The organism is Pseudomonas segetis, assembly GCF_900188155.1.
In the GTDB taxonomy this organism is placed as follows: domain Bacteria; phylum Pseudomonadota; class Gammaproteobacteria; order Pseudomonadales; family Pseudomonadaceae; genus Aquipseudomonas; species Aquipseudomonas segetis.
Map to the genome: position 1 here is coordinate 247548 of NZ_FZOG01000005.1, position 20893 is coordinate 268440.

The following is a 20893-nucleotide window of genomic DNA, read 5'->3' on the forward strand; positions in this document are numbered from 1 at the left end:
CTAGCGTCCAAGAATTGGTGTGTGCTTTGGGCATAGGTGTAAAACAGTTGCTGATATTGTTTTTTAGACCGTAACAGAATTGGCAGAACTCAACTGTATCGTCCAGTATAAAAGAATCTGTACCGGTGCAATTTCCAAGGTTCGGGTTACTGTTACGGTTCAGTAAGGCGAGAACGCGCATATGACTAATCTGTTGCTCTATCAACGCATTGCCCAGCAACTGGCTGAGGATATTCGGCGTGGTGTTTACCAGCCTGGAGAGCGCGTGCCGTCGGTGCGCAAGATGAGCACTCAACTGAGCGTTAGTCACGCCACTGTGCTGCAGGCCTATGCCAATCTTGAGGATCAGGGGCTTATCCGGGCACGTCCGCAGTCGGGTTATTACGTCCACCAAACGCCTGCGCTGACGGCACCAACGCCTGATGTGGCGAAGGTCGAGCGTCCAAGCCTGGTGACTCGCAGTAGCATCATTAATCAAGTGTTGGATGAGTCGCGTCGTGAGGGCGTGTTTCCGCTGGGCGCTGCTGTTCCGCATATCGACTATCTACCGGCTCGGGCATTGCATCAACAATTGGCCAAGGTCACTCGCTTTCAGAGTGCGCGTGCCTTCAACTACATGTTCAGTCCTGGGTATGAACCGCTGCGCCGCCAGGTTGCGATTCGCATGCGCGACGCTGGCGTGGTGGTTGATCCGTCCGAGGTGGTCATCACCCACGGTTGTGTGGACGCGCTGCAGATGTCTTTGCGTGTCCTGACAAAACCTGGTGACCTGATTGCGGCTGAGTCGCCAACCTATTATGGATTGCTGCAGTTAGCCGACCTGCTCGGTTTGAAAGTGATTGAAATTCCTAGTGACCCAACCACCGGCATGAGTCTTGAGGCATTGCAACTGGCTGCCAGCCAGTGGCCGATCAAAGCCTTGGTGCTGACGCCGCGCTTGAGCAATCCGCTGGGTGGCACCATTCCTGAAGACCGGCAAAAGCAGTTGCTCAGACTGGCCGAGAATTTTGATATCCAGATTATCGAAGATGATATCTACGGCGAGTTGATGTTCGAGCAAGGCCCGACCAAGGCCTTGAAGTCCAATGACCGTGAGGGGCGGGTGGTGTATTGCTCAAGCTTCTCGAAGACGCTGTCTCCCGGCGTGCGCATTGGTTGGATTATCGCCGGCAAATACCAGGATGAAATCCAGCGACTGCAGACATTCTCGACTCACTCGGCTTGCAGTGTCACGCAGATGACAGTAGCTGCCTACCTTGAGAATGGCGGTTATGACCGGCACTTGCGCTATATCCGTCAGGAGTACCGCAAAAACCTCAGCGCCTTCCAGCTGGCGGTGCAGCAGTATTTTCCCGAGGGCACACAAATGACCCGGCCCAAAGGAGGCTTCATCTTGTGGGTGAGTTTGCCTGCCCGGGTCAATACCAAGGACTTGCATACCCGTGCGTTGCAGCAAGGCATCAGTATTGCGCCGGGATTGATCTTCAGTAACACCGAGCAGTTCAATCATTGTGTGCGGATTAACTGCGGCGTGCCGTGGAATCGCGAGGCCGAGCGTGCGGTAATGACCTTGGGCATGCTTGCGACCCAGTTGTGCCAGGAGGTCCAGCCCGCACAGATAAATTGATCCATCTTAACCCCGCTGCACAACCGGCTGCGTCTACTTGAATGAATCATTCAAGGAGGCGCAGCCATGCCCACCCCAACTCGTTGCCCCAATATCCTGTTATACGGTTTCGCCAGCTCGTTGCTCATCGCGTTGAGTGCGTGCAGCTACGATGTGCCAGAGCCCGTTAAACCTGCTTCAGTCAAGCCGCCTGTTACCTACGAACGGGCAAGGCTTGCGTCAGCACCTGCGATGAATAAACACATCAGTGCCGAGTACGCTGATGTGGTCAGCCACGCTAGAGCTTTGTCCGTCCCCATCGATGGGCAATTCAATGCCGATACAAGCAGGGAGCAATATCAGCATTATCCGGCAAATCCGGTCATGGCCGCTGCGCAGAACCCGGTGTCCACCTTCAGTATTGATGTCGATACCGGTGCTTATGCCAACGTTCGACGCCTGCTCAATCAGGGGCAACTGCCGCAACCGGATGCGGTGCGCCTGGAGGAAATGGTCAATTATTTTCCCTACGACATAGTTGGCCAAAACCGGGAGTCACCTTTTGCCCTGAGTACCGAAGTGGCGCAAACACCCTGGAATCCGCAGAGCCTGTTGTTACGTGTGGCGATCAAGGCACAAGACCGTTCGGTTGCCGAGTTGCCACCTGCAAACCTGGTGTTTCTGGTCGATGTCTCCGGCTCAATGGACCGGCGCGAAGGCTTACCCCTGGTGCAGAGCACACTCAAGCTTCTGGTCGAGCAGTTACGGGCGCAAGATCACGTTTCGCTGGTGGTCTATGCCGGTAACTCAAGTGTGGTCCTGGCACCGACTTCAGGCAGTGATAAAGCCACAATCCGAGCTGCCATCGATGGGCTGCGGGCGGGTGGATCAACCGCGGGAGAGTCGGGCATTGAATTGGCCTATCAACAAGCGCAGAAAGGCTTTATCAAGCAGGGCATCAATCGCATATTGTTGGCGACCGATGGTGACTTCAACGTGGGTATCAGCGACTTTGATGCGCTCAAGCGTCTTGCTGCCAGCAAGCGTAAAACCGGAATATCCCTGACAACCCTTGGGTTTGGCACCGGCAATTACAACGAACGCCTGATGGAGCAGTTGGCAGATGCCGGTGATGGCAACTATGCCTATATCGACAACTTGCGTGAGGCGCGGAAAGTATTGGTTGATCAACTCAGCTCAACCCTGGCCGTGGTCGCCAAGGATGTAAAGATCCAGCTAGAGTTCAACCCGGCGCAAGTCAGTGAATATCGCCTGCTGGGTTATGAAAACCGGGCGCTGCAGCGCGAAGACTTCAATAACGACAAGGTCGATGCCGGTGAAGTCGGAGCTGGTCACAGCGTGACCGCTTTGTATGAGGTTGTTCCAGTAGGTAAGCGTGGCTGGCTAGAGCCGCTGCGCTATCAGCCGAGGGCAACAGGACCCGCCAAGCAGGCTGTTAGTGACGAGTTGGCCATGTTGCGCCTGCGTTACAAGGCGCCCGGGCAAAATACGAGTCGCTTGCTGCAAGTGCCCATCGCCAAGCCGGCGCAGGTTGCAGCTATCGCCACCGCTTCACAAGACATGCGCTTTGCAACCGCCGTGGCAGCCTTTGCCCAGCAGCTCCAGGGCGGACAGTACACCGGGCAATTTACCCTCAAGGACAGCGCTGAACTGGCGCGCAAGGCAAAGGGTGATGACCGCTTTGGACTGCGTGCTGAATTTATTCAGCTGGTGGAATTAGCCCAGAGCTTGCAAACTTCAACTCCCGACCTGGCTACCCATTGAGTTGAGTGATAGTGAAATCAGCTGTTTCTGAATCCAAGGAAGTCGATGACGCCAGCCTATTGCGGCGTTATCGACAAGGTGATGCCGAGGCGTTTGCGCAGCTGTACCAGCGCCATCGCCTTGGCTTGTTTCGATTTTTATGCGGCCTATGCGGTGACCAAACGCTTGCTGAAGAGATCTTTCAGGAAACCTGGTTGAGTATCGTACGCAGTGAGTCGCTACAGCGCGAAGCGGTTCTATTCAAGACCTGGCTCTATCAAATAGCCCGTAACCGGCTGATCGATTACTGGCGCAAGCATGGCAAGGCCGATGCGTCATGCGATGAGTACGATGAACAGCAACATGCCCAGCTGGACTCACAACCGGGGCCTGAGCAACAGCTCGACTTGATTCAGGACCAGCGTCGCCTGCAGCTGGCGCTGGATGACTTGCCGGCCGAGCAGCGGGAGGTGTTTGTATTGCGCGCGCATGGCCAACTGGAGGTGCACGAAATCGCCGAACTGACACGCACACCGGCTGAAACGGTCAAAAGTCGTCTGCGCTATGCGATGCAAAAGTTACGTCGGTTGCTGGAAGAGGTGTCTGTATGAATAACGATGAACAATTAGTTGAGCATTATCGTCAAAATCAACGCCAGGAACCTCCAGCTGCGTTGGATGCAAGCATTTTGGCTGCAGCCAATGCCCAGGCTCGAAAGACAGGCTCGCAGTCGGTATGGATGCGCTTGTATAACTGGGCAAGTCACAAGCGTTGGTCGGTTGCGTTCGGTAGCCTTGCGGTCGTAGGCCTTGCAGTTGGCCTGGTATTCAATGGTTATCAGTCGTCATCGTCCATTTACGATAACCCTCAACCGGCAGCGGCCCCAGCCATGCAGGGATACGCCGCGCCTGCGCTCAAGCGCGAGCGTATGGCTGCGCCGCAAAGCGCGCCGCGCATGCAGCATGATGAGTCGGCCGATGCGATATCGGCTGAATCTGCCATGCCCTCGGCGCCTGTTGTCGAGACGCATGAAGCGAACAAGTCCCAGGCTAAAATGGCGCCAGGCGCACTAGCCGATACCGATGATCTGGAAGCACAATTGCAACAGATAATTCAATTGCGCAATGACGGCCAGACACAGCAAGCTGAAGCACTGGGCAAGGCGCTGCAAGAGCAATATCCGACGATTGATATTGAACAGCGATTGCAGGAACTGCGCGCGCAGGATAAATAGCGGGTGCTAAAAAGCCAGTGATGCAAGCCAGTGCCTGAGCCTGCCGGATTAAGGATGATGCAGGAGGCCGCAGAGATGATCCAACTGTACGGACACAATGTTTTGTGTAGAGCCAAGATGAACCTGACGCGTTATTTAGTTATATCGGTTTTGCTGGCCTTGCTGGCTGCTTGCGGCCCGGATCAAGAGCCTGCCAAGTCGCCCGCAAGCAGCGAGGCTGCAAGCCAGCCCAAGGAAGCTGCTGTGCCAGAGGCGCGGGTAGACGCTGACGCTGAAAAAGTCGAAACGACAACCAAGCCCAAGCCTGAGAACAAGGCTGAGGTGTCTAAGACAGCCGTAAAGCTGGACCTTGATTTGGATCTGGCGCCAGCGCCCAAGCTTGAGACAGAGTTTGAGCCCGAAATCGAAACCGAGCCTGAGGTTAAAAAGCCAGTTGCGCCTGCCGCCAAGTCGGTGGCCAAAGTGCCCGAGGTCAAGCTTGATTTGAGTCTACCCAAGGACTTGGTTAAGCAGCTTAATGATGCCGATACCCATGAATACAATGCGGTAAAGCCGTTGCCGCCTATGTTTGCACCCAAGGAGGCCCAGCCGAGACCATTTGAGTTAAGTGGCAAGCTGCTCACCGATGACACCAATGGCAAGGGGACATTCGAATCCATTGATGGTGCGCAGCTACAGTTCGAATTCAAGCAATAGTCTGCTGTTGCTTCAGGCGGAGTCGGGCGCGGGCCAGGCTGGGGCTGTCGCAGGCTTGCTGCTGCGGTTAGAACCGGTATTGCTCGCTAGTGAGCGCTTGATACAGCTCAGGGGTAACAGGGGTGAAGCTGTTGCTGCCGGGCAAGCGGGCAAATAGTGGGTCTTGCACGTGCCTGGGGTCATAGCCGGCGTTCTTCAGGTCGGTTTTTTTGTATTTGAAGGTGCCCGTTGTTTCAACCTGGTCGAGCAAGCGAATGAACAGGGGAGCTGCATAGCTTGGCAGTTCGGCATCCAGGTAGCGGGCCAAGGCTTCTCCGTCAAAATCCGACTCGGGGGCGAGCCGCAGAGCCGCCATTCCGCAACGGCCATTGGTGCCATTGATTTCGACGCCGTAGACCACCGCATCCTCAATGCCGGGAAATGTGCTCAGTGTGCTCTCAACTTCGGTGGTGGAAACGTTTTCACCTTTCCAGCGGAATGTATCGCCGAGACGGTCGACAAATTGGGCATGCTTGCAGCCGATGTCGCGCATCAAGTCTCCGCTGTTGTACCAGGCGTCGCCCTTTTTGAAGACGTTGCGCAAAATGGCCGTTTCACTCTTCTGGGCGTCGGTGTAGCCGTCGAATGGCCACTTGTCCGAGATCTCGCTGATCAACAGGCCGGGTACATCCCTTTTGGTTTTTTGCAGAAAACCCTTGGCATTGCGGACAACCCTGTCGTTTTCCAGATCGTATTTGACGATGGCGAAAGTTGCCGGTGAAAAGCCTACGGTATTGTCAAAGTTGAACACATTGGTGAAGCCAATGTTGCCCTCGCTCGAGGCATAGAACTCGGTAACCTGCTCGATCTCGAAGCGGTTCTTGAATGCCTGCCAGATTGCGGGACGCAACCCGTTGCCGATCATGCTGCGCAGGCTGTTGTTCTTTTCCTCGGGGCATTCCGGCTGGTTGAGCAGGTAGCGGCACAGCTCGCCGATGTAAGCAAAGCAGGTCGCCTGGTAACGCTGCACATCGGACCAGAATGCGCTGGCCGAGAACCCGCGGCGTAGTGCAATAGCCGCACCGCCTGCAATAGCTGCTCCCCAGCAAACGGTCACGGCATTGTTGTGGTAGCAGGGCAGGGTCAGGTACAGCACATCCCTGCTGTTAAGGGCCAGGCCTGAATGGCCGAAGCCGCCGTAGGCCTTGATCCATTTGCCGTGGCTCATGATCGATGCCTTGGGCATGCCGGTGGTGCCGGAGGTATAGATGAAAAAGCACGGGTCTTTCATCTTCACGCCATAGCTTTCAAGCGGGTTGTGCTCAGGCTGGCCCTGTGCTTGCTGCAATAGGTTGAGCCAGCCATGGGGGGCGGTGCCAGTATCTTGCAAGCAGTCTTGGTCGGCAATCCAGTAACGCACGAGGGATGACTTCTCCAGAAGTGGCTCCGCGTCCGTGATGCTGGAAACCAGTTCTTCGCCAACAACCATGTAGCCGGGCTTGACCAGGTTTATGCTGTGCGCCAGGACCTTGCCGCGCTGGGTGGTATTGATCAGTGCTGAAATGGCGCCCAGCTTGCTCACCGCAGCAAGGACCGCAAGTAATTCAATACGGTTTTCGAGCATCACCGCGACTACTGTTCCAGCGTGCACGCCATCGACTTTCAGTGCAGCTGCAATGCGATTGGACCATCTGTTCAATCCTGCGTAGGAAAGCGAGCGTTGCTCATCGATCAGGGCAGGGCGCTGCGGGTATTTATCTGCCGCTCGTTGTAGCGCCCAGGCCAGCGACAGGGTTTTGTCACGATTACCTATCCGGGCGTAGTAAAGCCCTAGGAGCCTGCGTGGAAGATTCGGCAGTTGCTTGGGCAGACGACTGAGGAAATCTAACGGCGAGATTAGGTCTGGATTGCGCATGAGGTTCTAGGCCCACAGTGTTGAGATGGCTGTAAGCCACTCTATGCGGGCCCGATCTAGCCCGACTATGGCCTTGGGGCGGTTAAGTCGGGCAGATTGGCAAATTGCCGGTGCAACTTGTTGCTTGTGCCTTTAATCGAGGAATAAATCGGCTATCAAAGCCCCGCCCTGTGGATCGTAGCGGTAGTGTTCGAATTCGGTCTGGCCTTGTTCGCGGAGGATTTGTTCATCGATCAATAAGCGGCCGCTGATGCTGCGCTGCTCGCTACGCAGGATTGCGCAGGCGGCTTCTGCCATGATCAACGGGGTGCGTGCGCGCTTGAACACATCGCGACTGCCCAGTTCGAACTCAATCGCAGCAGTTGCGATCATCGTTTGTGGCCATAGTGAATTGACGCTGATGCCGTATTTCTTGAATTCCTCGCTCATGCCCAGGGTCAACATACTCATGCCATATTTGGTCACAGTGTAGGGGCCGTGCTGGGCAAACCATTTGCTGTCGAGGTTGAGCGGCGGCGACAGGTTGAGTATGTGGCCATTGCTGCTTTTCTTCAGGTAGGGCAGCGCAGCCTGGCTGCAAACCATCACCGCGCGGGTGTTGATCTGGTACATCAGGTCGAAGCGCTTGGCCGGCAAATGTTCAACACCGAGCAGCTTGATGGCCCCGGCGTTGTTTACCAGCGCATCGATTCCAGAAAAATGCGTGGCTGCTTGCTCCATGGCCAGCTTGACGGCGCTCTCGTCGCGCACATCCACTTGCAGAGCGAGGGCCTTGCCGCCCGCAGCCAGCACTTCCTCGGCGACACTATGGATGGTACCCGGCAGCTTGGCATGGGGCTCGGCACTCTTGGCGGCAATCACGATGTTGGCACCTTCGCGGGCAGCGCACAGTGCGATCTCGCGACCGATGCCACGGCTGGCGCCAGTAATAAATAGGGTTTTGCCTGACAATGACATCGATCTTCTCCGGTTTAACTGGCCGACACTGCGGCTTCATGTGCTTGGATTTCGACCAGCAGTTGTCGGTTTTTTACCTGCTCGCCAGGGGTTGCCTGTATACGGTTGACCACTCCATCAATACTCGCCTTTAGCGGATGTTCCATTTTCATGGCTTCCAGCACGAGCAGTAATTGACCCTTGCTGACATGGCTGCCTGGTTCAACCAGCACCTCGACTATCGCGCCATCCATGGGCGCCTTGACCAAACCGCTACCCGTTGCTTCGGCGCTGCCTGTGGCCTTGTGCGTCGCGTTCTGGATGTACACTGAGCCGCCGTGGGTAAACAGGTGCAGCCCCTGGTGTTGCAGCTGATAAGGCACACGCTGGCGCACGCCGTCGATTTCGACTGTGCAGTTCTCGCCGTCTGCATCGAGCAGGTGCAACTCGAAGCTTTGCTGTTCAATGCTGATACGCAGTCTGGGTTGTTGCCCGGCGTGCACCAGGGTCAGGGTCGCCTTGACCGTGCTTTCAGCCAGCTCAAGCACATAGTCAAGTCCGGCAGTTGCCGAGTTGCTCCAACCGCTGCGTTCTGCCTGCTGGGCGCTGTGCATGGTCGAGGCGTGATAGAACAGTGCGCTTGCCAATGCCAGTTCCTTATTGGAAATGGTTGCTGCTGCCAGGCTTGGGTCTTGGCTGAAGTGCTCGCCGATAAAGGCCGTGGTTGCATCGCCTGAGGCAAATTGCGGATGCCTGAGCAGGTTGGCGAGAAACCTTTGGTTGGTCTTGACCCCAAGCAATACGCAGTCTTCAACCGCGCGGGCGAGTTTGCGCCGGGCTTCGTCGCGGGTTGCCCCGTAAGCGATGATTTTTGCCAGCATAGGATCATAAAAGGGGCTGATTGCTTGACCCTCGAGCACGCCATGATCAATGCGAATGCCGTCGAGCAGGGCCGGGCGCCAGCGCATGATAGTGCCGGTTTGCGGTATAAAATCCTTGGCCGGGTCTTCTGCGTACAACCGTACTTCTATCGCGTGGCCGCTCAGGCGTATCTGTTCCTGTTTCAGCGGTAATGGCTCGCCTTGGGCCACGCTGATTTGCCAAGCGACCAGGTCCTGTCCGGTGACCAGTTCGGTGACGGGATGTTCGACCTGCAGGCGCGTGTTCATTTCCAGAAAGTAGAAGTCGCCGTTTTGATCGAGGAGAAACTCGACGGTGCCTGCCCCGACATAGTTAACCGATGCCGCGGCCTTCACCGCCGCTTCACCCATGGCCTGGCGCAAGGCATCCGTCATCAGCGGGCAGGGCGCTTCCTCAACGACCTTTTGATGCCTGCGTTGGACCGAGCAGTCACGCTCGCCGAGGTAGACGAGGTTGCCATGCTGGTCGCCGAACACCTGGATCTCGACGTGGCGAGGCTTTAGCACCGCGCGTTCGAGTATCAGCTCGCCGGAACCAAAGGCGTTGAGTGCTTCAGAGCGAGCAGTATTGAGCTGTTCATCAAGCTCCGAATGGGCCTGGACCAGGCGCATGCCACGCCCACCACCGCCAGCGCTCGCCTTGATCATCAGCGGGTAGCCGATACGCTGGGCTTGCTCATGCAGTGTCGCTTGATCTTGCACCGCGCCTTCGTAGCCGGGAATACAGGGCACACCAGCCTCGAGCATGGCGATTTTCGACAGGCGCTTGCTGCCCATCAGGTGAATCGCCTCGATACTGGGGCCAATGAAAATGATCCCGGCGTTGGCGCAGGCGCGGGCAAAGTCGGCGTTCTCGGAAAGAAAGCCGTAGCCAGGGTGGATCGCTTCTGCCGCTGTCTTTTGTGCTGCGGCGATGATGTTGTCGATCTTCAGGTATGACTGGCCAACCTGGGCTGGCCCGATGCATACGGCTTCATCCGCCATTTGCACGTGCCGCGCCTGGGCATCGGCCTGGCTGTACACCGCGACGGTGCGATAACCCAGGGCGTGAGCCGTGTTTATGATGCGACAGGCAATTTCACCACGATTGGCGATCAGTATCTTGTTGAAGCCCGGCATGCTGGCTACTCCTGGCAGGTGACTGGGGGTTGCACTGGGCCCGGGTTCATTCGGCCCAGCCTGGCGTGCGTTTCTGGACAAAGGCCATGGTGCCTTCGATGCCTTCGGGGCTAAGCACTGCGTTGGCAAAGGATTGAGCGGCGTCATCCAACAGTTGTCCAAGGGGTTGCAGTTCGGTGTCCAGCAGCAAAGCCTTGGTCGCTGCATTGGCTTGGGGCGCACAACGCTTTATCTGCGCCAGGGTTTCGTCGAGGCGCTGCTCGATTTCCGCTGCACTGGCTTCACTGAAGTGCACTAGGCCCAGGCGCGCGGCCTCCTGGCCGCTGAAGCGAGCGGCGGTCAAGGCCAGGCGACGGGCTTGGGTCAAGCCAATGCGCTTGGCTACGAATGGGGCGATTTGTGCTGGCAAAATACCGAGGGTTGTTTCCGGCAAGCCAAACTTGGCGTCGTCGGCGGCGATGGCAACATCCGATACACAGGCAAGGCCAAAGCCGCCACCGAGGACAGCGCCTTCGAGCAGGGCAATCACCACTTGCGGCAAGCGCTGGGCTTGCTCAAGCATGATGCCAAAGGCTCGGTTCAACTCGCGGTAGGCGTCTATCCCAACGGCGCGTGCGTTGGCCATGTCCTTGATATCGCCACCCGCACAAAAGTGCCCGCCCGCGCCGCGCAAGACAACAGCCCTGACCTGTTGGTCCTGGTTGAGCTGGCTGAAAACCTGGGTCAGTTCTTCGACCATGCTCAGGCTCATGGCGTTGCGCGATTCGGGGCGGTTGAGCGTTACTGTCAGGACACCCTGTTCGAGGTTTATAAGCAGTGTTTTCAGGTCTGGCAGTTGCATGGGGTTCTCTCTGGCTCAGGGCTTGGGTAGCGTTCTGCTTCAGGCTTTTTTCTTGCCGGGTAGAATGCCCATCAGCTTGCAGATGATGCCGAGCATGATTTCATCGGCGCCGCCGCCAATCGAAACCAGGCGCACGTCGCGGTAGGCCCGGGACACCGGGTTGTCCCACATAAAGCCCATGCCGCCCCAGTACTGCAGGCAACTGTCGCTCACTTCGCGGCCCAGTCGGCCGGCCTTGAGCTTGGCCATAGAGGCTAGCTTGGTGACATCCTTGCCAGCGACATACATTTCGGTTGCCTGGTAGACCAGCGCACGCAAGGCCTCGATTTCACACGCCAACTCGGCCATGCGGAAATGAATGACCTGATTGTCGATCAGCGCGTTGCCGAAGGTCTTGCGCTCCTTGCAGTATTCGATGGTGGCCTCGACGCAATGCTCCAGCCCCTTGATCATGTTGGCTGCGCCGAATAGGCGTTCTTCCTGGAACTGCAGCATCTGCATCATGAACCCGGCGCCTTCCTGGCCGATGCGGTTACGCTGTGGCACACGGACATTATCGAAAAACACTTGCGCGGTTTCGGAGCTGCGCATCCCGAGTTTGTCGAGGTGTGGACTGAGTGTGATGCCCGGGGTGTTCATCGGCACCATGATCAGGGACTTGTTGACGTGGGGTTTACCGTCCGAGGTGTTTGCCAGCAGGCAGATGAAGTCAGCGCTTGGCGAGTTGGTGATCCACATCTTGCTGCCGTCGATAATATAGTCGTCGCCGTCCTTGCGAGCCGTTGTCTTGAGGCCTGCGACGTCCGAGCCGGCACCCACTTCGGAAACCCCGATGCAGCCAACCATTTCGCCGCTGATGGCAGGGCGCAGAAACTCATCACGCAGTTCATCAGAACCGAAACGGGCCAGGGCTGGGGTGCACATGTCGGTTTGCACCCCAAGTGACATGGGGACGCCACCGCAATGAATGGTGCCGAACTCTTCCGCCGCAACTATCGAGTAGCTGTAGTCGAGGCCCATGCCGCCGAATTTTTCGGGCTTGGAGATGCCCAGCAGACCCAGATTGCCAGCTTTTTTGAATACATCGTGAATAGGAAAACGGCCATCCTTTTCCCATTGGTCGACATAGGGGTTTATCTCCTTATCGACGAAGTTCTTGACCGTACGACGCAGCTCTTGGTGTTCTTGAGTGAAGATCATCTTGTTATTCTCCAGAGCGAAGGGTTAAGTCGGGCGCCAGGGCTAGAAGCGCGCCACGCCAAAGCGATTGTTTTTCAGGGGGCGCAGGGCTGCTTCGGTGCAGATATCCAGCAAATAGCCGAGCAGCTTGCGGGTATCGCGTGGGTCGATCAGGCCGTCATCCCAAAGGCTGGCCGTGCCGTAAAGAGCGGTCGACTGGCTGTCGAGTTTCTGCGCGGTGACCTGTTCGAGCATGTCGAGCATTTTCGGGTCGGCTTCAAGGCCTTCTTTTGCATGCTTGGCTTCGGTGACGATGCGCAACACCTTGCCGGCCTGGGCACCGCCCATGACTGCCGTCCTGCTGTTGGGCCAGGCAAAGATGAAGCGCGGGTCCAGGCCGCGTCCACACATGGCGTAATTACCTGCGCCATAGGAACCGCCGACCACTATGGTCAGCTTGGGCACGCTGGCATTGGCCACTGCCTGAATCATTTTCGAGCCGTGCTTGATCACCCCAAGTTGCTCTGACTCGGTACCGACCATGAAGCCTGTGGTGTTGTGCAGGAACAGAATCGGCGTATTGCTTTGTTCGCACAGTTGAATGAATTGCGCAGCCTTGGCCGCCCCTTGCGGAGTGATTGGGCCGTTGTTGCCGATCAAGCCGCAGCGGTGGCCTTCAATGCTCAAGTGGCCGCAGACGGTTTGCTGGTCGAACTCATTCTTGAAGTCGAGAAACTCCGACCCATCAGCGATTCGCGCAATGATTTCACGCACGTCGTAAGGCTTTTTCGGGTCTGCAGGTACTACTCCAAGCAGCTCTTGCGCCTCATACAGCGGTTGGCGATAACTTGGCGCCTGGCGGGCGGGTAATTGCGCGTTCCAGGGCAGCACGCTGACAATCTCCCGGGCGATGCGCAGGGCATCGGCATCATTCTCGGCCAGGTATTCAGCGGTGCCTGCGGTTTGCGCGTGCATTTCTGCGCCGCCAAGTTCTTCATCGGTTGCCACCTCGCCAGTGGCAGCTTTTAGCAGGGGAGGGCCGGCGAGAAACATCTTGGCCTTGCCGCGCACCACTACCACATAATCGGAAAGCCCTGGCTGGTAGGCCCCGCCTGCGGTACTAGAGCCATGCACCACGGTGATTTGCGGCAACCCCATGGCGGACATGCGCGCTTGGTTGGCAAAGCCACGCGCGCCCTCAATGAAAATATCAGCGGCATAATTGAGGTTGGCGCCGCCGCTTTCCGCGAGTGTTACGACCGGCAGTTTGTTTTCGACTGCAATCTGCTGCAGGCGCAGGGTCTTCTTCAGGCCGGTCGGTGAAATGGTGCCGCCCTTGATTGCACTGTTGCTTGCGCTGATCAGGCAGCGCACACCGGCGATATAACCGATGCCCGAGATGATGCCTCCGCCTGCTTGGGTGCCATCCTTGTCGTCGTGTAGCTTGTAGCCCGCCAAAGATGACAACTCCAGAAATGGCGCGCCCGGGTCGAGCAGGGCACCAAGGCGTTCACGGGGCAGCAATTGGCCACGTTTGTCGAACTTGGCCTTGGCCGCTGCAGCCTTGTCGAGTACCTTCTGTTCGGCCTCGCGAAAGCTGGCAATGGCTTCAAGCATGGCTTGGCGGTTATCGGCAAACTCACTGCTGTTTACATCAATCTCGGATTGAATCACCGGCATTGGTTATTCCCCTTTAAGCACGTCTGGCAAGTAGGCGCGGTGGAAGCCGTTGAATGCCTGGTCCGACCCAGCTTTGGCCTTGGCCAGGGGAAAGGCGCGAGTGCCTTGGCTGGATGCGCCGTCGATGCGTAGCGTGGTGCCACTGATAAATGCGGCACCTGGGCTGAGCAAGAAAACAATGGCGGCAGAGACTTCCGATTCCGTGCCGATGCGTTTTAACGGTACATGTTCACGCAGGACGGGAATGATTGCCTTGAAGGCGCCTTCATAAGTATCCATGCCGCTGGAGGCAATCCAGCCGGGAGCCACGGCGTTGACCCGTACCCCCGCATAGCCCCATTCGACAGCGGCGGTCTTGGTGAAGTTTTCCATCCCGGCCCGCGCCGCGCCTGAGTGCCCCATGCCCGGCATGCCGCCCCACATATCGGCCAGCATATTGACGATGCTGCCGCCGCTGTTCTTCATCGACTGGTTGAATACTTCGCGGGCGACCAGAAAGCCACCGACTAGATTGGTTTTGACCACCGCCTCGAAACCTTTAAGGGTGATCGAAGCGAGTGGCGCCGGGTATTGTCCGCCGGCGTTGTTGACCAGGTGATGGATTTGCCCGCGCGCTGCAATGACGCTTTCGACCATGGCCTTGACCGAGGCCTCGTCACGGATATCGCAACTGTAATAACTGACGCTGCCGTTATCCTGGCTGATTTCTCCTGCGGTCTTTTCCAGCTTTTCAATCGTACGGCCAACCAGTACGACGTGCGCGCCAAGCGCTGCCAGCTCATGTGCGGTGCAGCGGCCAATACCACTGCCGCCACCGGTCACCATGATGGTTTGCCCGGCGAAGAGGTCGGTGCGGAAAATCGAGTTATAGCTCATTGTTATTCTCGTCTTGTAGAGGGCCAGGGCGCGTGTCTATCGTCTACTCCAGGCTGCTCGCCAGGGCAGCAGGGACTGGCACCGGAAATTCCAGCAGTTGTTGGGCAAAGGCCTTGCCTTGTGGGTCAATGCGCAGGCTGGCGACACCACCACCGCCCAAGGCGTTTTCCAGCAGGAAGTTCAAGCTATGGGTACCGGGTAAATACCAACGGCTGACCTTGCCCTGCCTTGGTTCAAGGACATGGGCCATCCATCCGGCCACGGCTGCCTCGGACAAAGCAGCCGCGATCCATGCCATGTATTCGGGCTTTCTGGCCATGACCCCGATATTGCTGTGATTGCCCTTGTCGCCGGAGCGTGCAACCGCCAGCTTGATCAGCGGTATGCAGGTTGGCGTAGGACCGCTTGCTGTCGGTGCAGCGGTGATCAGGGAATGTTGCTGACCGGGCTCCAGGGAAGGGAGGGCCACGCCGTGGCGCTGGCCGTCGATCTCGACCTCAACTGCGCAGGCGGACTTGTCGACCAGGAAGGAGAACAGGCGGATAACCGGGTAGACCGTTGGCCGTCCACCGACAATCCCGGTCAAGCCCGGGGCCATGCCGGTTGCAGCCTGGGCAATCTCCCGCGAGAAGACTATCAAGGCTTCTTTTCTGGCGTGGCGTACTGCGAGCTTGATCACCACTTCACGGGTATCCTGGCGCTGGCCATGTGGACCATAGGTGGCTTCGCTGCCAAGCAATTCGATATTCACCTCGCGATACTTGTCCCAGCCGCGTTCAGCGAATATCTCCTCGGTCTTGGCAATAATCGCCTGGCTGACCCGTTGCGCCTTTTTCACTGCATCCATACCGCTGATCAAGCAACTGGCTGTGCAGCGAAAACCATCTGGGTAGGTTGCACTGACTTTATAAGTCTCGGTTGGCGCCGAGCCTTTTGCACCGCTGACTGCAACACGGTTGGAGCCAGACTGCTGCAGTTCGACCTGGCTGAAATCGCAGGTCACATCAGGCAGCAGGTAGGCGTGCGGATCACCAATTTCGTAGAGCAGCTGTTCGCCGACGGTCAGCCGGCTTACCAGGCCGCCAGTGTTTTCTGGCTTGCTGACAGTGAAACCAGCGTCAGCCCCAACCTCTATCACTGGAAAGCCAATATGCTCGTAATCCGGAACCTCTTGCCAGTCGGTGAAGTTGCCGCCGGTGCATTGCGCGCCGCACTCGATGAGATGGCCGGCAAGCGCCGCCTGGGCGAGCTTGTCGTAGTCACTCCAGGACCAGCCGAATTCATGGACCAAGGCACCGCTGACCACCGCGCTGTCGACGACCCGGCCGGTAATGACTATGTCCGCACCCAGTTCGAGCGCAGCCGCAATCCCCGGGGCACCCAGGTAGGCGTTGACCGATACGCAGAAGGGCGGCATTGCTGCACCGCTGAACATTTCCAGTGTGCCGGCTTTGGCCAGTTCGCTGGCTTTGGCTTGCAGGTTGTCGCCATGCACCACGGCGATTTTCAATTCGACTCCGGCTTTTTCGCAGGCCGCAGCAAGCGCCGCCGCGCAGGCTTGGGGATTGACCCCGCCAGCATTGCTGATAACACGGATATTGCGTGTGGCAATGGTGTTCAGCAGTGGCTGCAGTGTCTCGACGAAATCGCTGGCATAGCCGGTATCCGGGTTTTTCATTTTGGCCCCGGCCATGATCGACATGGTGATTTCGGCCAGGTAGTCAAATACCAGGTAGTCCAGCCGGGTCCCGTTGACAAGCTGGGCGGCGGCAGTGGAGGTGTCGCCCCAGAATGCGCTGGCGCAGCCGATACGTACGGTTTTAGTCATTAGAGTCAGGCCCGCAACATGCAGATAGGGTGTGATCAACACTACCAAGCAAGCGCTTGGTTGAAAAGCCTTTGCTGTGATATTTCTATGCTGAGCTAGTGCCAAGCGCTTGCTTGGTTTACCGTGTAGGCATAGATTTCGTTAATTCCAACAAGCACTTGTCGGCCTCTTTGGCAGCGGTTCGATGGTTTTCCGGCAAGTTGCTGGCAGGTATTCCAGGAGTAAAAAGTTTGGATGATTTGAAGGCCCAGGCTGTCATGCAGGAACTGGTTGCCAATGGCTTGGTGACGGACCCGGACAGCGCCCGTGGAAAATTACTGCAAACGGCCGCGCACCTGTTTCGCAGCAAAGGCTATGAGCGCACCACGGTGCGTGACCTCGCCAGCGCAGTTGGTATCCAGTCAGGCAGCATCTTTCACCACTTCAAGAGCAAGGATGAAATTCTGCGCTCGGTGATGGAGGAAACGGTTCGCTACAACACCGCCATGATGCAAGCCGCGCTGGATGAGGCAACCACCTTGCGCGAACGAGTGCTGGCGCTTATTCGTTGTGAATTGCAGTCGATCATGGGGGGCACAGGGGAGGCGATGGCAGTGCTGGTCTATGAGTGGAGGTCGTTGTCAGATGAAGGCCGTGCCCACATCCTGGCGCTGCGTGAGACCTATGAGCAGATCTGGCTGGAGGTTTTGGCGCAAGCCAAGGCAGAGGGCTACTTCAAGGCCGATCCATTCATTATCCGGCGCTTCCTGACCGGGGCTTTGAGCTGGACCACAACCTGGTTTCGCTCCGAGGGGCCAATGAGCCTTGATCAACTCGCCGAAGAGGCATTATCGCTGGTGTTGAAAGACTGATAGACGAGCCTTCCAGGGAACGGACAAAACCTGGCGCAAAACCGACACTTTCAGCCAAGTGGTCACTTTGCGCATTTTGCAGCTCCATTAACTAGGGTAGAGTTTGCAATTAGTGGCTATTTGCCAATATGGATGTTCGGGTAATAGGCAAGCCTATGTTCAAGCCGTTGATAGCTGCTTTGTTGATAATCTTTTCGAGTACTTCGCTGGCCAGGCAGGTTGTCAACGTCAGTGGCGTGTACTTTCCGCCCTATGCATTCGGAGCCAGCGAGGTGACGAGCCGTGGCTTGCTGCCGGAGTTGATCGCTGCACTGAACAACCAGCAGGCTGAGTTCGAATTCATCATTGTCCCGACTTCCTTGCAGCGGCGTTACGCTGACCTGAACAATGGCCGGGTGGATATCAGCCTATTCGAGAATCCACGCTGGGGTTGGCAGGATATTCCCAACCAAAGCGTCGATATGGGGCTTGAAGACGCCGAGGTGTTTGTCGCGCGCACCGCGCAGGGACGCCAGCAGGCTTATTTCGACAAGATCCTGGGTAAACGATTGGCTTTGTTCAACGGTTATCACTATGCGTTCGCAGGGTTCAACACTGACCCTGGCTATCTGGCTAAAGCTCATAATGCCATCGTTAGTCGATCCCTTGACGGTAATATCATGATGGTGGTCCACCGACGAGCTGATATTGCCCTGGTGACGCGTTCGTACCTGAAGGCTTTTTTCGAGAGCTATCCCAAGTATGCAAAGGGCCTGTTGATATCCGAGCGGGTCGACCAGGTTTATGCCCACCATGCGATCTTGCGCAACAACGCGCCCATCAGCGCACAGCGTTTTAGTCAGTTGCTTGAAGACTTGCGCCAGTCAGGGCAGCTGGACGCAATTTTTGCACCCTACGACATCAAGGTCGTGCGCCAGGACAACTAGCCATTGAACCCGCCCAGGGCCTAGCTGAGCAGGCCGGGCCTACTAAGCGCTAGGAGTCCTGGGCATCCTTGGCGTCTTGCTCGATATTACGTTTGTGGATGCGCTTAAGCTGCTCATCGGTCAGGTTCAACGGTTTTGCTGTGTCGCGGAGCATCATCAGGCCGCCAACGATGGAACCTAAAACGACAATAATCAATAACCAGATATACCAAGGCATGCTCGGCTCCCAATCAGGGGTGAACAACTAGCTTACTCTGGGATCTGCAGACTGTCATTCGGTGGCTGGTCACTTGATACCATAGCAGTTGCTTGGCCGGGCGCGTTGGCCAGGTTGCTGTCATCCTTCAAGGTCACCCCTGAAAGCCGCAGGCGCAATGATTCACGGGCAAGGTAGTCAAGCTTGGCGGCCGCCTGGGCATAAGGTAGGCCTTGCGGGCGCACATTGGAAATGCAGTTGCGCTGGCTGTCCATGCTGTCGAGCCTGGGCTGGTAAGTCAGGTAGATACCCAGGCTATCCGGTGAGCTCAAGCCAGGGCGTTCACCAATCATCACCACAACCAGGCGCGCTCGCAGTGCGACGGCGATACCGTCGCCGATCGCCACGCGACCTTGTTCTGCAAGCACCACCGGGGTATTGGGCCAGTCAGTGTCGAACTGTTCGCGAAAGGCCAGCAGTAAGGGTAATGCGTGACGCTGCGCAGCAATGGCTGACAGGCCATCGGCTATCACAATCGCCAGTTCCGGGGCGGCCAGTTCATGCTCAAGATAAACCCGGCTGTCATCGTGCAAGTGGCGTCCATAATCGGGGCGCAGTAGATAGCTGTTCCGGTCCGCGGCGTTGCTATGAACCTGCAGTGTGCGAAAGCCATGGGTTTTCAACTGTTGCTTGAGGTCGTTGATGTCCAGTGGCCGATGCACGGCATCACGGGCTTGGGCGTGGGCCAGTCCAAAGGCGAGCACTTCACGGGTAGGCAAGCTCGAACCCACGCGGCCCAGGGCTATACGCGCAGAAGTATGGGCGCGCAGTTGATCCCATGGGTTGGTCTGGATCAGGTCGTCGCTCATCGTCAATGCCTCAGGCGGCGCCAGAGATACGCTGCAGTTGTTGCAGCAGATGGTGGCCGCGACCGATATCGCGCAGCTTGCCATTGGTCTCGGTGATGGCCATGCGCGCCAGCCAGGCGTCGAACTCAGGCGCACGCTTCAAACCCATGACACTGCGCAGATAGAGCGCGTCGTGAAAGGAGGTGCTCTGGTAGTTGAGCATGATGTCATCGGCGCCCGGAATGCCCATGATGAAGTTGATTCCTGCAGCGCCGAACAGCGTCAGCAGGGTGTCCATATCATCCTGATCGGCTTCGGCATGGTTGGTGTAGCACACATCACAGCCCATCGGCAGGCCCAGCAATTTGCCGCAGAAGTGATCCTCCAGGCCCGCGCGAATGATTTGTTTGCCGTCGTACAGGTATTCGGGGCCGATAAAGCCAACCACGGTGTTGACCAGCAGTGGGTTGAACTCACGGGCGGCGGCATAGGCGCGGGCCTCACAGGTTTGCTGGTCAACCTGGTGGTGGCCGCCTGCGGACAAGGCGCTGCCCTGGCCGGTTTCAAAGTACATCAGGTTATCACCGACAGTGCCGCGCCTTAGTGACTGCGCGGCTTGATGTGCTTCACGCAGCAGGTTCAGGTTGATGCCAAAGCTGCTGTTGGTTTTCTCGGTGCCTGCAATGGATTGAAAGACCAGATCGACAGGCGCGCCAGCCTCGATGGCCTGGATTTGCGTGGTGACGTGTGTCAGCACACAACTCTGCATGGGGATATCAAAATACTGGCGAACTTCATCCATCATCTGCCACAGGCGCATCAGCGTCGACAATGAGTCGCTGGCAGGGTTTATCCCAACCGTGGCGTCGCCTGAGCCATACAACAGCCCGTCAAGCATGCTGGCCGCTATTGCGCGGACATCGTCGGTCGGATGATTGGGTTGCAGACGAACGGATAAGCGATCAGGCAGGCCGATAGTGTTGCGAAACGCGGTGACGACCCGGCATTTGCGCGCAATCAGGATCAAGTCCTGGTTGCGCATCAATTTACTGACCGCGGCCGCCATTTCCGGGGTTATGCCGGGTGCGACGGCGGCCAGCACCTGGCTGTCTGTGCTGTCGAGCAGAAGCCAGTCGCGCAGGTCCCCAACGGTAAAATGGCTAATAGCCGCAAAAGCCTGCTTGTCATGACGGTCAATGATCAAGCGAGTGACTTCATCCTGCTCATAAGGAATCAGCGCTTCATTGAGAAACTGCTTGAGTGGCAACTCGGCCAGGGCCATTTTCGCGGCCATGCGCTCTTCGTAGGTCGCGGCTGCAAGGCCTGCCAGATAATCACCGGAGCGGGCCGGACTGGCTTTGCCGAGCAGGCTTTTAAGGTCATCAAAACGGTAGCGCAGGGCGCCTATTGAGGTTTGGTAAGGCAATTGATGGGCCTCGGTGTAGTGCCGGTGATAGTGCAAACGCTGCAAACCCTTGCTTTGAATTGCCTTTGCAGTG

The 20893-nt window shown here is 57.3% G+C and carries 17 protein-coding genes and 2 pseudogenes; 7 read left to right on the plus strand and 12 right to left on the minus strand.

Features of this window, described 5'->3' with window-relative positions; translation table 11 throughout:
• Positions 1–181: 181 nt before the first annotated feature.
• The 5 genes from CHB79_RS17065 (at position 182) to CHB79_RS17085 (ending at position 5300) form a co-directional block, all read left to right on the plus strand.
• On the plus strand, positions 182–1627 hold the full coding sequence (locus tag CHB79_RS17065; RefSeq protein WP_010488818.1) for an aminotransferase-like domain-containing protein: 1446 nt from the start codon (positions 182–184) through the stop codon (positions 1625–1627).
• Between the two features lie 66 nt (positions 1628–1693).
• Entirely contained in the window at positions 1694–3391 is a 1698-nt protein-coding gene (locus CHB79_RS17070) for a vWA domain-containing protein (RefSeq protein WP_089360767.1), read from the plus strand.
• An 11-nt stretch (positions 3392–3402) separates the two neighbouring features.
• Positions 3403–3981, plus strand: a complete 579-nt coding sequence (locus tag CHB79_RS17075) for an RNA polymerase sigma factor (RefSeq protein WP_089360768.1) — start codon at positions 3403–3405, stop codon at positions 3979–3981.
• Positions 3978–4604 (plus strand): hypothetical protein, encoded by a 627-nt coding sequence (locus CHB79_RS17080; RefSeq protein WP_010488812.1) that lies wholly within the window; start codon positions 3978–3980, stop codon positions 4602–4604. Before CHB79_RS17075 ends, CHB79_RS17080 begins: the two co-directional genes overlap by 4 nt.
• A 117-nt stretch (positions 4605–4721) precedes the next feature.
• Positions 4722–5300: a hypothetical protein gene (locus tag CHB79_RS17085; protein ID WP_089360769.1), complete on the plus strand. Its 579-nt coding sequence runs from the start codon at positions 4722–4724 to the stop codon at positions 5298–5300.
• A 67-nt stretch (positions 5301–5367) separates the two neighbouring features.
• Here the strand turns inward: CHB79_RS17085 and CHB79_RS17090 are convergent, their stop codons facing one another.
• From CHB79_RS17090 to CHB79_RS17125, 9 genes and pseudogenes are all read right to left on the minus strand, one after another.
• Complete coding sequence (locus CHB79_RS17090; protein WP_089360770.1) at positions 5368–7194, minus strand: long-chain-acyl-CoA synthetase; 1827 nt, start codon at positions 7192–7194, stop codon at positions 5368–5370.
• A 132-nt stretch (positions 7195–7326) separates the two neighbouring features.
• Positions 7327–8151, minus strand: coding sequence for an SDR family oxidoreductase (locus tag CHB79_RS17095; protein ID WP_089360771.1), 825 nt, complete (start codon positions 8149–8151; stop codon positions 7327–7329).
• Positions 8152–8165: 14 nt separating this feature from the next.
• A pseudogene (locus CHB79_RS22440) lies at positions 8166–8405 on the minus strand (acyl-CoA carboxylase biotin carboxyl carrier protein subunit); the annotation flags it as partial.
• 341 nt (positions 8406–8746) lie between these two features.
• Positions 8747–10169: pseudogene (locus CHB79_RS17100) on the minus strand (acetyl-CoA carboxylase biotin carboxylase subunit); the annotation flags it as partial.
• 46 nt (positions 10170–10215) lie between these two features.
• Positions 10216–11010 carry an enoyl-CoA hydratase/isomerase family protein gene (locus CHB79_RS17105; protein ID WP_089360773.1) on the minus strand — a complete coding sequence of 265 codons (795 nt, stop codon included), beginning with the start codon at positions 11008–11010 and terminating at the stop codon, positions 10216–10218.
• 39 nt (positions 11011–11049) lie between these two features.
• Positions 11050–12210: a citronellyl-CoA dehydrogenase gene (gene atuD, locus CHB79_RS17110; RefSeq protein WP_089360774.1), complete on the minus strand. Its 1161-nt coding sequence runs from the start codon at positions 12208–12210 to the stop codon at positions 11050–11052.
• Between the two features lie 42 nt (positions 12211–12252).
• Positions 12253–13869 (minus strand): geranyl-CoA carboxylase subunit beta, encoded by a 1617-nt coding sequence (atuC, locus tag CHB79_RS17115; RefSeq protein WP_089360775.1) that lies wholly within the window; start codon positions 13867–13869, stop codon positions 12253–12255.
• A gap of 3 nt (positions 13870–13872) precedes the next feature.
• Positions 13873–14745: an SDR family oxidoreductase gene (locus tag CHB79_RS17120; RefSeq protein ID WP_089360776.1), complete on the minus strand. Its 873-nt coding sequence runs from the start codon at positions 14743–14745 to the stop codon at positions 13873–13875.
• 43 nt (positions 14746–14788) lie between these two features.
• A complete protein-coding gene (locus CHB79_RS17125; RefSeq protein WP_089360821.1) occupies positions 14789–16573 on the minus strand; it encodes an acyclic terpene utilization AtuA family protein in 1785 nt (594 codons plus the stop codon).
• A gap of 230 nt (positions 16574–16803) precedes the next feature.
• Between CHB79_RS17125 and CHB79_RS17130 the strand changes: the two genes are divergently transcribed.
• Complete coding sequence (locus CHB79_RS17130) at positions 16804–17424, plus strand: TetR/AcrR family transcriptional regulator (protein WP_010488791.1); 621 nt, start codon at positions 16804–16806, stop codon at positions 17422–17424.
• Positions 17425–17579: 155 nt separating this feature from the next.
• Positions 17580–18350, plus strand: a complete 771-nt coding sequence (locus CHB79_RS17135) for a type 2 periplasmic-binding domain-containing protein (RefSeq protein ID WP_089360777.1) — start codon at positions 17580–17582, stop codon at positions 18348–18350.
• A gap of 49 nt (positions 18351–18399) precedes the next feature.
• Here the strand turns inward: CHB79_RS17135 and CHB79_RS17140 are convergent, their stop codons facing one another.
• The 3 genes from CHB79_RS17140 to CHB79_RS17150 are packed head-to-tail and all read right to left on the minus strand — an operon-like array spanning position 18400 to position 20820.
• Complete coding sequence (locus CHB79_RS17140) at positions 18400–18567, minus strand: DUF2897 family protein (RefSeq protein WP_010488787.1); 168 nt, start codon at positions 18565–18567, stop codon at positions 18400–18402.
• A 32-nt stretch (positions 18568–18599) separates the two neighbouring features.
• Complete coding sequence (eutC, locus tag CHB79_RS17145; protein ID WP_089360778.1) at positions 18600–19415, minus strand: ethanolamine ammonia-lyase subunit EutC; 816 nt, start codon at positions 19413–19415, stop codon at positions 18600–18602.
• Between the two features lie 10 nt (positions 19416–19425).
• On the minus strand, positions 19426–20820 hold the full coding sequence (locus CHB79_RS17150) for an ethanolamine ammonia-lyase subunit EutB (RefSeq protein WP_089360822.1): 1395 nt from the start codon (positions 20818–20820) through the stop codon (positions 19426–19428).
• Positions 20821–20893: the final 73 nt, after the last annotated feature.